This window comes from Bradyrhizobium sp. AZCC 1577, assembly GCF_036924575.1.
GTDB lineage: Bacteria > Pseudomonadota > Alphaproteobacteria > Rhizobiales > Xanthobacteraceae > Bradyrhizobium.
In genome coordinates this window covers 4,205,483-4,218,629 of sequence record NZ_JAZHRQ010000001.1, presented here as the reverse complement: position 1 = coordinate 4,218,629, position 13,147 = coordinate 4,205,483, and the positions used below count along the sequence as shown (strand labels likewise).

The following is a 13,147-nucleotide window of genomic DNA, read 5'->3' as shown; positions in this document are numbered from 1 at the left end:
AAGCGCCTGTGCCGCAGCACTTTCTTGAATTCGCGCAAACCACGTTCGATGCACACTCGATGTCGTCGCGACTCACTGATGCCGCGGAAACGTCATGTGCGCGGACTCTGAGTCGCAAATTTTGGCAATAAAAAAATTTTCGTGGGTACAGGGTTGGCGTCTCATCGCCGCTCGCCAAAACCGAACTTTTTTGCGAATCGCGAACACCGATTCGCAACTGCGCTATCGGGCGCGCGGGTGAATGTCAGATCGCGATGGACGATCGAAACACGCTCGCGCGCATCAATCAACGACGGAGTCGTCCCGTTACGGGACGCCTCAGATGCCGAGCTTCGTCTTCAGGAGATCGTTGACTGCTTGCGGATTGGCTTTGCCGCCGGACTGCTTCATCACCTGGCCGACGAACCAGCCGGCGAGCTGCGGCTTGGCTTTCGCCTGCGCGACCTTGTCCGGATTGGCGGCGATGATGTCGTCGACGACCTTCTCGATTGCGCCCAAGTCAGTGACCTGCTTCATGCCGCGCGCCTCGACCAGCTCGCGCGGGTCGCCGCCTTCGGTCCAGACGATCTCGAACAGGTCCTTTGCGATCTTGCCGGAGATCGTGCCCTCGCCGATCAGGCCGACGATCGCGGCCAACTGCGCCGCCGACACCGGCGACGCCGTAATGCCATGGCCTTCCTTGTTGAGGCGTCCGAACAGCTCGTTGATCACCCAATTGGCGGCGAGCTTGCCGTCGCGCGCCTTGTCCGCAAGTCCATCCAGCACGGTCTCATAGAAGACCGCGCTCTCACGCTCGGCCACCAGCACGCCGGCATCGTAGGGCGACAGGCCGAGGCTCTCGATGAAGCGCGCCTTCTTCTGGTCCGGCAATTCCGGCAGCTTCGCCTTGAGCTCATCGACATAGCTTTGCGTGAACTCGAGCGGCAGCAGGTCGGGATCTGGGAAATAGCGATAGTCGTGCGCCTCTTCCTTGGAGCGCATCGATCGCGTCTCGCCCTTGTTGGGGTCGAACAGGCGCGTCTCCTGGTCGATCGTGCCGCCATCCTCGATGATCTCGATCTGGCGCCGGGCCTCGTACTCGATCGCCTGGCCGATGAAGTTGATCGAGTTCATGTTCTTGATTTCGCAGCGGGTGCCGAGCGGTCCGCCGGGCTTTCGTACGGAAACGTTCACATCGGCGCGCAACGAGCCCTTCTCCATGTCGCCGTCGCAGGTGCCGAGATAGCGCAGGATCGAGCGCAGCTTGGTCACATAGGCCTTGGCCTGCTCGGCGTCGCGGATATCGGGTTTTGACACGATCTCCATCAGCGCCACGCCGCAGCGGTTGAGGTCGACATAGGACATGGCCGGTGCCTGATCGTGCAGCAATTTGCCCGCATCCTGTTCCAGGTGCAGCCGCTCGATCCCGATGGTGGCGGTTCTGCCGCCGTCGAGTTCGACCACGATCTCGCCCTCGCCCACCACGGGCGACTTGTACTGGCTGATCTGGTAGCCCTGCGGCGAGTCCGGATAGAAATAGTTCTTGCGGTCGAACACCGAGCGCAGGTTGATCTTGGCGTTAAGGCCGAGCCCGGTTCGGACAGCCTGCTTGACGCATTCCTCGTTGATGACCGGCAGCATGCCCGGCATCGCGGCATCGACCAGCGACACATGGCTATTCGGCTCGCCGCCGAATTCGGTCGAAGCGCCCGAGAACAGTTTTGACTTCGAGGTGACCTGGGCGTGCACCTCCATCCCGATCACGACTTCCCAGTCGCCGGTCTGGCCCTTGATCAGTTTTCCCGGTTTGACTGACACGGTCATGCTTTTCCACCTCCGAGCAGCGCGGACACGATCCGCTCCCATTCGGCTTCCAGAGAATCCTTTGCCACCGGCTGGCCGGCCTGGCGGTACCAGTAGCCGGCGTTGCCGAGATCGCCTTCGACCCGGTGCAGATAGGCGTGCACCCAGGCGGCGTTCGCATCGCTCTCGTCCTGAACGATCTTGTGCGCCCGGTCCCAGTCGCCCTTGGCAGCCCACCACAACGCGGCCAGCGGCGGCTCGAGGCCCGGCGCGGGCGCTGCATCCGTCAGGCTGGCGCGGAAATCCGGCATGTCACCACCAGCGCGACGGCGTGAAGCGGCCGGCCGCCTGCTCCACGACTTCGCCGAGCGAGAACAGCGTCTCCTCATCGAACGGACGGCCGATCAACTGCAGTCCAAGCGGCAGTCCCTGCGCATCCTTGCCGGCCGGCACGGCGATGCCCGGCAGCCCCGCCATGTTCACCGTCACCGTGAAGATGTCGTTGAGATACATCTCGACGGGATCGGCGCCGCCTTTTTCGCCGACGCCGAACGCGGCCGAGGGCGTTGCGGGCGTCAGGATCGCATTGATGCCCTTGGCGAAGCAATCTTCAAAATCCTTCTTGATCAGGGTGCGCACTTTTTGCGCGCGCAGATAATAGGCATCGTAATAGCCGGCCGAGAGCACATAAGTGCCGATCATGACGCGGCGGCGCACTTCATCGCCAAACCCTTCCGCGCGGGTGTTCTCGTACAACTCGCCTATGCTGCGGCCCGGCACGCGCAGGCCGTACCGCACGCCATCGTAGCGCGCGAGGTTGGACGAGGCTTCCGCCGGCGCCACAATGTAATAGGCCGGCAGCGCGTATTTGGTGTGCGGCAGCGACACCTCGACCAGTTCGGCGCCGGCCGCTTTCAGCCATGTCGCGCCTTCGCTCCAGAGCTTTTCGATTTCCGCCGGCATGCCGTCGAGGCGATACTCTTTCGGGATACCGATCCTCATCCCTTTCACGGACTTGCCAACGGCGGCTTCGTAGTCGGGCACGACGATGTCGACCGAGGTCGTGTCCTTTGGGTCGTGGCCCGCCATCGAGCGCATCAGGATCGCGGAATCGCGCACCGTGCGCGCGATCGGACCGGCCTGATCGAGCGAGGACGCGAACGCCACGATGCCCCAACGCGAGCAGCGGCCGTATGTCGGCTTGACGCCGACGGTTGCGGTGAAGGCGGCGGGCTGGCGGATCGAACCGCCGGTATCGGTCGCAGTCGCGCCCATGCAGAGCAGCGCTGCCACCGCGGATGCCGATCCACCGGACGAGCCGCCCGGCACCAGCGTGGTGTTGGAACCCTCGCGCCGCCACGGATTGACCACCGGGCCGAAGCACGAGGTTTCGTTCGACGAGCCCATCGCGAATTCGTCATTGTTGAGCTTGCCGAGCATCACGGCGCCGTCGCGCCAGAGCTGCGAGGTCACGGTGGATTCATACGGCGGCACGAAGTTGCCGAGGATTTTCGAGCACGCGGTGGTGCGCACATCTTTCGTTGCGAACAGGTCCTTGATGCCGAGCGGAATGCCGGCAAGCGGCCCGCCCTCGCCCTTGGCAATCTTCGCATCGACGGTACGCGCCATGGCACGCGCCTGGTCGGGCGTTTCCAGCACGAAGGCATTGAGCGAACGCGCCGCTTCAATCGCGGCGAGATGCGCGTCCGTCAGTTCAAGCGAGGTGAAAGACTTGCTCGCGAGGCCCTCGCGGGCCTCCGCGATCGTCAGAGATGTCAGGTCGGTCATTTATTGATCGGGCTGCAGAAGAACGGAGAAAGCGTCTTGTCGTTGGCGGGGCTGTTCGATTCCTGGGCGCGCGCCTTGTCGGCTGCCTCGAGCTGATCGAGCACGGCATCCATCGCCTTGTCGGGATCGGCGGCCTTGCCCTGCCGCTCCATCGCGTCGAGATAGTTCATGTAGGCCTGATAGGCCTTTTCATCGTCGCAGAGCAGACACATCGGACTTCCGATCTAAAACAGAGTAGATGTTATTCCACCACCTTTGGCACCAGGAAGAAATGGTTTTGCGTCTCCGGCGCATTCCTGACGATGTCGTCGGGAATCTCGCCGTCATTGACCGCATCCTGCCGCTTCTTCATTTCCATCGGGGTCACCGAGGTCATCGGCTCAACGCCGTCGATGTTCACTTCCGAAAGCTGCTCCACGAAGGCCAGCATGGTGTTCAGCTCGCCCTGCAGATGGGGAACCTCGGCCTCGGTGACCGCAATCCGCGCCAGATGCGCGATGCGGCGAACGGTGGCGGCATCAACGGACATAAATATAGGCCTCAAACGGGGAATTCGCACCCGCCGTATAGCAGAGGCTGCTTTTGCGCCGCAACCGCGGGAACAGGCGGCCGGCGCTTTCGGTCGCCCTTGCCCTGATGGACAAGATTTCGTGTGCGAAGCGCAGATTTCTTGCGCAAAAGCGCCCCGACGAAACCATTTTTATCGATTGACGTAGTCATCCTGAAACAGTCGGGGGACGAAAGTCGCGGCCGGAACATCGGGAGGCCGTGTGATGTCGACCATCGAAAATGACCGCGCCGGATCGGAAAGCTGGGATCCGGCCCTCTGGTCCATCGGGACCGTTCTCGGCGTCGCGATCATCTACCTCGCCTGCTTAACCTGACCCAAACGGGAGGAGAGCCATGTCCCAGGCTAAAATCTCCCACGCTGAAATCCTGCGGGAAAAGGCGGAAATGTTCGAACGCCGCGCCGAAAATGCGACCGACCCCATCTCCAGGCAGCACTACAAGGAGATGGCCGCACATTACCGGTCGCTGGCCGCGGAGCATCTGGACGTCAGGCGCGACGAACCGGCGCACTGAGCGGCGAACAGGACTTATCCGCTTAGCGCACCGAACCGCGCCAGCGCAGCGCCTGCGAGCGAGCGGGTCAATTCCGCTGCCGGCATTTCGCGGCCCATCCGCACCGCCTGCCCGGCCCACAGACTGGTGAAATCGACCCTGCCGAGTTTTTCGGCCGCCGCCTTCAGTGGCCCGAGCGCGGTTGCGGCGTGCGGGAACGCCGGCGCGTCCGGCGAGATCGGTCCGACCTCGCGCATGACACGGTTGGCAACGCCACGCGCAGGACGGCCGGTCATGACATTGGTGATGACGGTGGAATCATCATGCGCCCGGGCCAGCGCCGTGCGCGCCGGTCCGATCACCCTGGATTCCGGGCAGCGCAGATAGGCGCTGCCGATCTGCACGCCGGATGCGCCGAGCGCGAACGCCGCCGCAATACCGCGCCCGTCGGCGATGCCGCCGGCCGCGATCACCGGCACTTTCACGGCGTCGGCCACCTGCGGCACCAGCGCAAACGTGCCGGGCTGCTGGGCGATATTGTCGGTCAGGAACATGCCGCGATGGCCGCCGGCTTCCGCGCCTTGCGCGATGATGACGTCGGCGCCGTTCTCCTCCAGCCAGATCGCTTCCTTTACGATGGTTGCCGAGGACATCACGAGGCAGCCCGCCGCCTTGACGCGCTTGACCAGCGCCGGATCCGGCAGGCCGAAGTGGAAGCTGACGATTTCCGGCTTCAGTTCTTCCACCACCGCACACATGGCTTCATCGAACGGCGCGCGGTTGGCGGCGTTGATGGGCGCGGCAGGATCGATACCCAATTCCTTGTAATAGGAGCCAAGCCGCGCCTTCCAACCGGCCTCGCGCGCTGGATCGGCATCGACCGGCTTGTGACAGAAGAAGTTCATGTTGACCGGCGCGGTGACGCGCTGGCGGATGATGTTGACCTGCTCACGCGCTTTCTCGGCCGAGATCATCGCGCAGGGCAGCGAGCCGAGCGCCCCGCCCTGCGCCGCCGCGATCACGAGCTCGGCGTCCACGACGCCGGCCATCGGCGCCAGCACGATCGGAAATTCGGTCTTGAAGAGGTCGATGATCCGGCGGTCTGGCCACATGGTTCTGCTCGCTTGAATGTATTGAAGGTGTTGCGGGTCAGGCGGCGACGGAATTCCGTCGTCCGCCCACTATCTGCTCTGCCTCGGTAACGATCCTGTCAACGATCTCGCTGGCCGGCGGGATATCATGAATCAGCCCGACGGCTTCGCCCGCGATGACGGCAGCGATATCGAAATTGCCCGCCGCTCTCGCCGCCGCATATTCGGCAGCGACCGCTTTGAGGTTCTGCATCAGTTCGACCTCGTGTCCCATCCAGCGCCGCGCATGATCGTTGATCAGGCAGCGGCCGGTAAACGGCGCCGGCCAGACATTGTTGCGCGAGAGATCGAAAATGATGCCGCGGACGCTGTTGCCGCTGGTTGCGGCACAGATGCGCCGCTTGGCTTCGTCCGCTCCATCGCATTCCTGGCTGGCATAAAAGCGGGTGCCGAGCAGCACGCCGGAAGCGCCCAGCATCATCATCGCCGCGAGCCCGCGGCCGTCGCCTATCCCGCCTGCTGCTGCGACTGGCACCCGGCCGGCCGCCAGATCAACAATCGCCGGCACGATGTCGATCGTGCTGCGCGAGGCGCCGTGGCCGCCGGCTTCCGTTCCCTGCGCGATCAGAATGTCGGCGCCTGCATCCAGCGCCTGTCGCGCCATGTCCTCGTCCTGAACCTGGCAGATCAACAACGCGCCCGATGATTTGACGCGCGGTGCGAAAGGTGTGGGATCGCCGAACGAGAGCATGATGGCGCGTGGACCGGCTTCAAACGCGACATCCAGTAGCGCCGGCTGCTTGGCAAGGCTCCAGGTGATGAAGCCGATGCCGAAGGGATCGGATAGATCGGCAAGCTTGGCCGTCTCCTGCTCGAGCCACGCCCGGTCGCCATAACCTCCGCCGAGGATGCCGAACCCTCCGGCAGCACTAACCGCGGATGTGAGACGCGCCCCCGCAATCACATCCATCGGCGCCGACAGGATTGGATGCGGGATGCCCAGACGGGCGGTCAACGGCGTGGAGATCGGCATGTCCATTCCCTGCAAACTGGACAGGCAATCTAGGCCGAACTATCATTCTCTAAAAATGAATACTATAGAACTCTGCCATCTCTAGAACAAAACGGAGCTTGCCATGGAGCTGAGCGATCTCGTCACCTTCTCGGCCGTAGCCCGGCTCGGCGGCATCACCCGCGCCGCCAACGAACTCAACACCGTGCAGTCCAACGTCACCCAGCGCGTGAAGGCGCTGGAAGCCGAGATCGGCACCGCGCTGTTCGAACGGCACAGCCGCGGCATGATGCTGACCGGCGCCGGCCGCCGCCTGCTTCCCTATGCCGACCGGATGGCGGCGCTGTCGCGCGAGGCGGTGCTGGCCGCGCGCGACGATGGCGAGCCGAAGGGGCCGCTGTCGATTGGCTCGATGGAAACGACGGCCGCAGTACGCCTGCCCTCTTTGCTCGCCGAATTCCATCGCCGCTTCCCCGCTGTTCAATTGAGCCTGCGGACCTCGACAACGGCTGACCTCGTGGCCGGCGTGCTCAACGGCAAAATTGATGGCGCATTCGTTGCCGGTCCGATCGAGCATGCCGAACTCGACGCGGCGCTCGCCTTCCGCGAAGAACTGGTGCTGGTCACGGCACGGCGCTGGCAGAGCCTCAGCGCTTTACGCGCAGGCACGCCCGGCTCGGGTCCGACCGCCCTGGTCTTCCGCACCGGCTGCACCTACCGGCAGCGGCTCGAACAGGTATTTTCGGAATTCGGCTGGCCGTCGGCCACGCGCTTTGAGCTCGGCACGCTCGACGGTATGATCGGCTGCGTCGCCGCCGATATGGGCGTGACACTGCTGCCGCGCGCCGTGGTCGGGCGGAACGACACCGTCAACGTCCACACGCTGAACCCGGCGCAGGCACGTGTCGAGACGCTTTTCATCACCCGCCGCACGGCCCATCAATACAGCGCCCTGCAGGGCTTTGCCGCCTGTCTGGAAAATAACGGCGAGGTCATCGCCGCCTGATATGCCAGCGCCGCAGCGCGACGCCGGCCCAGATCGCTTCGACCAGCCCGAACGGCCAGGCGCCCTGCAGAAATCCGTACACCGAGCCGAGCGCGCATGCGCCTGCAAAGGCAAGAATGAACCAGTGGCTGCGGTCCTCCAGCGCGTAGGCCACCAGCATCGCGGTTACCGCGAACAGGCCGAACAGGCTTAGCGCATCCACTGAACTGCCCCATGCGTTCCGTTGCGCGAAAATTCCGCTGCCTCAATTCTGCAACAAGTCGAATTGCGGCGCAGCACTCGCGGCCTTCCATCGCAACACACGCATCGGCTCGAAAAATTTCTAGCCGCCGCGCACCGCTACGTTAGTATGAGCCGCTAGTTACCAAAAACCATAACGTCAACATCTGGGAGGAACTGCGATGCGCAACGCATTCGTGTTGTGCTGTTCTATTGCCCTGTTGGGTACGGTCGGAACGGCAAGCGCTCAAGACTGGACGAAATCGAAATGGGGACCGAACGACGAGATCGGCGCCGCCAATTACATGAAGCCCGAACTCGTTGTGAAGGCAGCGGGTTTGGTCAAGACCGGCAAGACCTACGCACTCGGTATCCCCGTCGATTCCAAGACCCCCGCCTATCCACCGCGGGCCTTCAAGATCACCGTCGTGCAGCCCGGCCAGGCCGGCATTCCCGGACTTGGTCCCAACAAGACCACCTATAATGACGACATCATCGAAGGCTGGGTCGGCGTCGGCAGCCAACTCGACGGCCTCGGTCATCTCGGCATCGAGCACGTCTACTACAACGGCAACAAGCTCGCCGACTTCGCCGACCCCACCGGGTTGAAAAAGCTCGGCATCGAGAAAGTCCCGCCGATGGTGACACGGGGCGTACTGCTCGACATGGCGGCTCACTACGGCACCGAGGTGGTCAAGGAAGGCACCGCCTTCAACGTCAAGGAGATTGAGGAAGTCGCGAAGAAACAGGGCGTCGAAATCCGCCAGGGTGACGTCGTGATCTTCCACACCGGCTGGCTCAGCCTGATCGGCAAGGATGACAAGCGCTATGGTGCAGGCGAGCCGGGCCTGGGGGTCGAAGGCGCCAAGTATCTCACCGGCAAGGGCGTGGTCGCAGTCGGCGCCGATACCTGGGGACTCGAAGTCCTTCCCTTCGAGTCGAAAAACGTCTTCGAGGTGCATCAGATCCTGCTGGCGATGAACGGCACCTACATTCTCGAAAATCTCGACACGGCAGAACTCGCCAAGGACAAGGCCTATGAGTTCCTGTTCGTGCTTGGCCAGCCGCGCTTCAAGGGCGGCGTGCAGAGCATGATCAACCCGGTCGCGATCCGGTAAGACCAAGCGCGGCGTGGCGTTCTCGCATGGATGCCACGCTGCGATCGGCTTTGCGTGCGCGCCGCGACGCGTGTTAAGCGGGGCGATGCCCGCCCCCATCCTCCCCTTGATCGACGCCGTCACCCATTGGCCCGAGCGCGGCGCCCTGATCGGCCTCGATCTCGGCACCAAGACCATCGGCGTCGCGGTGTCCGATCCCGATCGCCGGCTGGCGACCGGTGTCGAGACCATCCAGCGCAAGGCCTTCAAGGCCGACGCGGCGCGGCTGCTCGCGATATCGAGCGAGCGCAACGCGGTCGGCTTCGTGCTTGGGCTGCCCATCAACATGGACGGCAGCGAGGGGCCGCGCGCGCAGTCGACTCGCGCCTTTGCTCGCAATTTCTCCAATCTCACCGGGCTTGCCATTGCCTTGTGGGACGAGCGGCTCTCGACCGCGGCGGTCGAGCGTGAGCTGATCGGAATGGACGTTTCTCGCACCCGCCGCGCCGAAGTGATCGACGAGCACGCCGCGATCTTCATCCTGCAGGGCGCGCTGGACCGGCTCGCAAAACTGCGCAGAGATCGCTGAAGATGGCGGTCGTCATCGCGGCGCTGCTGCCGGTGTTTTTGCTGATCGTGCTCGGCTTCATCCTGAAGCGGACCCTGATCCGGCCCGAGACGCAATGGCATGGACTGGAACGGCTGACCTACTACGTGCTGTTTCCGGTGCTCTTGGTACAGACGCTGGTCAAGGCCGACCTGAGCAAGGTGCCGGTGGCCGGCGTTGGCGGCGCGCTACTGCTCTCGGTGCTGCTGATGTCGCTGCTCTGTCTGGCGCTACGGCCCTTGCTCGCCCGCCTGTCGATCGATGGCCCCGCCTTCACCTCGATCTTCCAGGGCGCCACCCGCTGGCAGACCTATGTGGCGCTCGCCGTCTCCGGCAATCTGTTCGGCGACCTCGGGCTGGCGCTGGCTTCCGTTGCGATGATCGCCATCATTCCGCTGGTCAACGTGTTCAGCGTTTCCGTGCTCGCCCACTACGCTTCACCGGAAAAGCGCTCGCTTGGCACCATCGTCGCGACCGTGGCACTCAATCCGTTTATCTGGGCCTGCGTCATCGGGTTGGCGCTCAACGTCACCCACATCCCGCTTCCCAAACTCTGGCACGAGGTGGCCGATGCGCTCGGACGTTCCTCGCTCGCCATCGGCTTGCTGGTGACCGGCGCCGGCCTGCACCTTGAAGGCATGTTCCGGCCGAGCCTCGCCGCCTCGGTCGCGCTGGTGCTCAAGCTCGTGTTGATGCCCGTCATCGCGGTCACGCTGGCGCTCTGGTTCGGAGTTTCGGGTTCGAACCTTGCCATCGTCACGGCCTGCGCCGCGGTGCCCACCTCTTCCTCGGCCTATGTGCTGGCGCGACAAATGGGCGGCGACGCACCGCTGCTGGCCCAGATCATCACCCTGCAGACCATTTTGGCAGCCATTACGATGCCGATCGCGATCGCGCTGGTGGCCTCGCAATGACGGACGGAAGCATCCTACCCCTGCCCCGCCAGCCAGAACGTCTGAATCGTCGCGGCCAGATTATTGATGCCGTGCAGGACGATCGTCAGCCAGGTCGAGTTGGTGCGGTAGCGCAGATAGCCCAGCAGCAGGCCGATCGAAAACACCTCGCCGAAAAAGAACCAATCGTATTGCAGATGCAGTGAAGTCCAGGCCAGCGAGGACAGGAAGATGGCCCCGGCGACGCCGAGCCGCGACTCAGACCAGCCGCGGTAGAGAAACCCGCGCGCGAAGATCTCCTCCCACATAGGCGCGGCGACGGCAAACGCGATCACCAATAGCCACAGCGCGCCGTCGGCTTGCGCTGTTTTGAGAACCTCGCCCATGAAGCCCGGCGTCACCTCGCGCCCGAGCGCCCGCGACAGCAGGTCCCAGCCGCCGACAAGGATGGCCAGCGCCGCGACGCCGACGAAGAAATCGCGCCATGAGATCCAGCGCAGCGCCAGATAATCAGCAAAGGGAATGCGCGTCGGACGGATCGCGACCCACGTCGCCAACAGCACGGCGGGCAATCCCAGGATCACCGAGAGCGAGATGGTCAGGCCGCCGCCGATGACACGGATCGCCTCGGCGATGTCGAACGATCCGCCCTGGCGCAGCACAAAATAGATGATGACCGTAACCTGGCCGAGGAACATCGCGGCGAAGATGAACAGGCCCCACAACGTCGTGCCCCAGAATTTCCAGGCGCGTGGCGGCCGCTGATCTGGTATCGCGGGCGATACTGCAGTGGGACTTGCGGTGCTGAGGGAGTCCATCAAGTGACTTTCATAGCCGGAGGATTATCTTCGTCATGCCCGGACTTGCCGCTGAAGCTTCGGCAAAGCCGACAAGCCCAGCCATGACGGCGAGACGCATTCATGGTCACGGCAGCGCGCGCTCCATAAGGCCGCGGACATCGCCACTATCCAGATCGACCGCGCCATACATGCCGGCGTGGTTGCCGGCAAGGCGCGTGGCTGCGAACAACTCGGCATGCCGCGGCGAAACGGCATTGAGCGCGGCGGCAGCCGCCAGCAGCGCCAGCTTTTCGACCGCCAGTCGCGCCACGCGCTCGCTGTCCGGCCGGTGGAACGCCTTGCCGATGAACGCGGTTGCTTCACCCGCGCCCGGCAATCCGAGCGTCTCGCCAGTCAGTTCATGCACGATGCCGGAGGCTGCGTCGGGCTCGCGCGACAGCGCGCGCAGCACATCGAGGCACATCACATTGCCGGAGCCTTCCCAGATCGCATTGACCGGCGACTCCCGAAAATGCCGCGCCAGAATGCCCTCCTCCACGTAGCCGTTGCCGCCGAGGCACTCCATCGCCTCATAGAGAAAGCCAGGGGCGCTCTTGCAGACCCAGTATTTGATGGCGGGCGTCAGCAGCCGCATATAGGCGGCTTCCTTGGCGTCAAGGAGAGCGCGATCGAACGAACGGCATAGCCGCATCACCAGCGCGACGGTGGCCTCGACATGCAGCGCCATGTCCGACAGCACCGCCTGCATCAGCGGCTGGTCGGCGAGATGTTTCTGGAACACGCTGCGGTGCCGTGCATGATGCAACGCGTGTGCGAGGCCCGATCGCATCAGCCCGGCGGAAGCAATCGCGCAATCCTGCCGCGTCAACTGCACCATCTGGATGATCGTGCGGATGCCCTTGCCCTCGGCGCCGACACGCTCGGCGTAGGCGCTGTGAAACTCAACTTCCGAGGAGGCGTTCGAGCGGTTGCCGAGCTTGTCTTTCAGCCGCTGGAACCGGATCGCGTTGACCGAGCCGTCCGGGGCAAAGCGCGGCATGAAGAAGCAGGTCAAGCCATCCTTGGCCTGCGCCAGCACCAGAAAGGCGTCGCACATCGGCGCCGACATGAACCATTTGTGTCCGGTGATGCGGTAGACGTCCCCGTCACGCTCCGCCCGTGTCATGTTGGAGCGGACGTCGGTGCCGCCCTGCTTCTCGGTCATGCCCATGCCGAGCGTCATGCCGCGTTTTGTCGGCCACGGTGCAAAGCTCGGGTCATAGGAACGCGTCGCGACGACCGGCATCACCTTCGCCAAGAGGTCAGGCTGTTCCGCAAGCGCCGCCACCGACGCGCGCGTCATGGTGATCGGGCAGAGATGCCCGGTCTCGACCTGTGCTGCCATGTAGAATTTTGCTGCGCGCACCACTTCGGAGGCACCGCCGGCCGGTTTACCCTCAGCAGTCCAGGTCGAATTATGCACGCCGGCATGCGCAGAATGCGCCATCAGCTCGTGATAGGCGGGATGAAACTCGACCTCGTCGCGGCGATTGCCCCTGGAATCGAAGGTGCGCAGTTTCGGCGTGTTCTCGTTGGCAACACGGCCGCGCTCCGCCATTGCCGCAGACCCCCAATGCTTGCCGAACTCCGATAACCCGCTCGCGGCCGACGCGCCGCCATTGGCAGCGACAGCATCGACCAGCGGAGGGTCGGCCACGTATAGATCGACATCCCAAAATGGCGGCGACTGGTTGAAGACCTCGTGGGTCGAAAATGTTGCCTGGCTCATGGCTGATCCTGAAACGGCTAAA

General features: G+C 63.8%; 15 protein-coding genes. 5 read left to right on the top strand and 10 right to left on the bottom strand.

The genetic code is table 11. The features are described from left to right. Positions 1-318: 318 nt before the first annotated feature. From gatB to gatC, 5 genes are read right to left on the bottom strand one after another with little or no spacing between them, the layout of a single operon-like run. A complete protein-coding gene (gene gatB, locus V1278_RS19885) occupies positions 319-1,803 on the bottom strand; it encodes an Asp-tRNA(Asn)/Glu-tRNA(Gln) amidotransferase subunit GatB (RefSeq protein ID WP_334363132.1) in 1,485 nt (494 codons plus the stop codon). Continuing rightward, a complete protein-coding gene (locus V1278_RS19880; RefSeq protein ID WP_334363133.1) occupies positions 1,800-2,093 on the bottom strand; it encodes a hypothetical protein in 294 nt (97 codons plus the stop codon). The genes gatB and V1278_RS19880 overlap by 4 nt, the downstream gene beginning before the upstream one ends. Before the next feature lies 1 nt (position 2,094). Next, on the bottom strand, positions 2,095-3,570 hold the full coding sequence (gatA, locus tag V1278_RS19875) for an Asp-tRNA(Asn)/Glu-tRNA(Gln) amidotransferase subunit GatA (protein ID WP_334381966.1): 1,476 nt from the start codon (positions 3,568-3,570) through the stop codon (positions 2,095-2,097). Further along, the gene (locus V1278_RS19870; RefSeq protein ID WP_057850177.1) at positions 3,567-3,782 is read right to left on the bottom strand and encodes a hypothetical protein; all 216 of its coding nucleotides are present in this window, start codon (positions 3,780-3,782) and stop codon (positions 3,567-3,569) included. The genes gatA and V1278_RS19870 overlap by 4 nt, the downstream gene beginning before the upstream one ends. Before the next feature lie 29 nt (positions 3,783-3,811). Then, entirely contained in the window at positions 3,812-4,099 is a 288-nt protein-coding gene (gatC, locus tag V1278_RS19865; protein ID WP_334381965.1) for an Asp-tRNA(Asn)/Glu-tRNA(Gln) amidotransferase subunit GatC, read from the bottom strand. 374 nt (positions 4,100-4,473) lie between these two features. Here gatC and V1278_RS19860 point away from each other — a divergent pair, with 374 nt between their 5' ends. After that, positions 4,474-4,653: a hypothetical protein gene (locus V1278_RS19860; protein WP_334363137.1), complete on the top strand. Its 180-nt coding sequence runs from the start codon at positions 4,474-4,476 to the stop codon at positions 4,651-4,653. 14 nt (positions 4,654-4,667) lie between these two features. Here V1278_RS19860 and V1278_RS19855 read toward each other — a convergent pair whose 3' ends face one another. Together V1278_RS19855 and V1278_RS19850 are read right to left on the bottom strand one after the other, a co-directional pair. Then, positions 4,668-5,744 carry an NAD(P)H-dependent flavin oxidoreductase gene (locus V1278_RS19855; protein WP_334381964.1) on the bottom strand — a complete coding sequence of 359 codons (1,077 nt, stop codon included), beginning with the start codon at positions 5,742-5,744 and terminating at the stop codon, positions 4,668-4,670. A 37-nt stretch (positions 5,745-5,781) separates the two neighbouring features. Then, complete coding sequence (locus V1278_RS19850; protein ID WP_334363139.1) at positions 5,782-6,756, bottom strand: NAD(P)H-dependent flavin oxidoreductase; 975 nt, start codon at positions 6,754-6,756, stop codon at positions 5,782-5,784. Positions 6,757-6,859: 103 nt separating this feature from the next. Between V1278_RS19850 and V1278_RS19845 the strand changes: the two genes are divergently transcribed. Continuing rightward, on the top strand, positions 6,860-7,741 hold the full coding sequence (locus V1278_RS19845) for a LysR family transcriptional regulator (RefSeq protein WP_334363140.1): 882 nt from the start codon (positions 6,860-6,862) through the stop codon (positions 7,739-7,741). Here the strand turns inward: V1278_RS19845 and V1278_RS19840 are convergent. After that, on the bottom strand, positions 7,728-7,943 hold the full coding sequence (locus tag V1278_RS19840) for a hypothetical protein (RefSeq protein ID WP_213286452.1): 216 nt from the start codon (positions 7,941-7,943) through the stop codon (positions 7,728-7,730). The two genes, V1278_RS19845 and V1278_RS19840, sit on opposite strands and share 14 nt — an antisense overlap. A 199-nt stretch (positions 7,944-8,142) precedes the next feature. Here V1278_RS19840 and V1278_RS19835 point away from each other — a divergent pair, with 199 nt between their 5' ends. The 3 genes from V1278_RS19835 (at position 8,143) to V1278_RS19825 (ending at position 10,578) form a co-directional block, all read left to right on the top strand. After that, complete coding sequence (locus tag V1278_RS19835) at positions 8,143-9,078, top strand: cyclase family protein (RefSeq protein WP_334363142.1); 936 nt, start codon at positions 8,143-8,145, stop codon at positions 9,076-9,078. An 85-nt stretch (positions 9,079-9,163) separates the two neighbouring features. Next, the gene (gene ruvX, locus V1278_RS19830; protein ID WP_334363143.1) at positions 9,164-9,646 is read left to right on the top strand and encodes a Holliday junction resolvase RuvX; all 483 of its coding nucleotides are present in this window, start codon (positions 9,164-9,166) and stop codon (positions 9,644-9,646) included. 2 nt (positions 9,647-9,648) lie between these two features. Then, positions 9,649-10,578, top strand: coding sequence for an AEC family transporter (locus V1278_RS19825; RefSeq protein WP_334363144.1), 930 nt, complete (start codon positions 9,649-9,651; stop codon positions 10,576-10,578). A 14-nt stretch (positions 10,579-10,592) separates the two neighbouring features. Here the strand turns inward: V1278_RS19825 and V1278_RS19820 are convergent, their stop codons facing one another. Both V1278_RS19820 and V1278_RS19815 read right to left on the bottom strand, forming a co-directional pair. Next, positions 10,593-11,375 (bottom strand): CPBP family intramembrane glutamic endopeptidase, encoded by a 783-nt coding sequence (locus tag V1278_RS19820; protein ID WP_334363145.1) that lies wholly within the window; start codon positions 11,373-11,375, stop codon positions 10,593-10,595. 106 nt (positions 11,376-11,481) lie between these two features. Next, positions 11,482-13,125, bottom strand: coding sequence for an acyl-CoA dehydrogenase family protein (locus V1278_RS19815; protein WP_334363146.1), 1,644 nt, complete (start codon positions 13,123-13,125; stop codon positions 11,482-11,484). Positions 13,126-13,147: the final 22 nt, after the last annotated feature.

Bases quoted from the DNA above. Each gene is read 5' to 3' on its own strand.
- gatB (WP_334363132.1), bottom strand. From the start codon at position 1,803: ATGACCGTGTCAGTCAAACCGGGAAAACTGATCAAGGGCCAGACCGGC.
- V1278_RS19880 (WP_334363133.1), bottom strand. From the start codon at position 2,093: ATGCCGGATTTCCGCGCCAGCCTGACGGATGCAGCGCCCGCGCCGGGC.
- gatA (WP_334381966.1), bottom strand. From the start codon at position 3,570: ATGACCGACCTGACATCTCTGACGATCGCGGAGGCCCGCGAGGGCCTC.
- V1278_RS19870 (WP_057850177.1), bottom strand. From the start codon at position 3,782: ATGTGTCTGCTCTGCGACGATGAAAAGGCCTATCAGGCCTACATGAAC.
- gatC (WP_334381965.1), bottom strand. From the start codon at position 4,099: ATGTCCGTTGATGCCGCCACCGTTCGCCGCATCGCGCATCTGGCGCGG.
- V1278_RS19860 (WP_334363137.1), top strand. From the start codon at position 4,474: ATGTCCCAGGCTAAAATCTCCCACGCTGAAATCCTGCGGGAAAAGGCG.
- V1278_RS19855 (WP_334381964.1), bottom strand. From the start codon at position 5,744: ATGTGGCCAGACCGCCGGATCATCGACCTCTTCAAGACCGAATTTCCG.
- V1278_RS19850 (WP_334363139.1), bottom strand. From the start codon at position 6,756: ATGCCGATCTCCACGCCGTTGACCGCCCGTCTGGGCATCCCGCATCCA.
- V1278_RS19845 (WP_334363140.1), top strand. From the start codon at position 6,860: ATGGAGCTGAGCGATCTCGTCACCTTCTCGGCCGTAGCCCGGCTCGGC.
- V1278_RS19835 (WP_334363142.1), top strand. From the start codon at position 8,143: ATGCGCAACGCATTCGTGTTGTGCTGTTCTATTGCCCTGTTGGGTACG.
- ruvX (WP_334363143.1), top strand. From the start codon at position 9,164: ATGCCCGCCCCCATCCTCCCCTTGATCGACGCCGTCACCCATTGGCCC.
- V1278_RS19825 (WP_334363144.1), top strand. From the start codon at position 9,649: ATGGCGGTCGTCATCGCGGCGCTGCTGCCGGTGTTTTTGCTGATCGTG.
- V1278_RS19820 (WP_334363145.1), bottom strand. From the start codon at position 11,375: ATGGACTCCCTCAGCACCGCAAGTCCCACTGCAGTATCGCCCGCGATA.
- V1278_RS19815 (WP_334363146.1), bottom strand. From the start codon at position 13,125: ATGAGCCAGGCAACATTTTCGACCCACGAGGTCTTCAACCAGTCGCCG.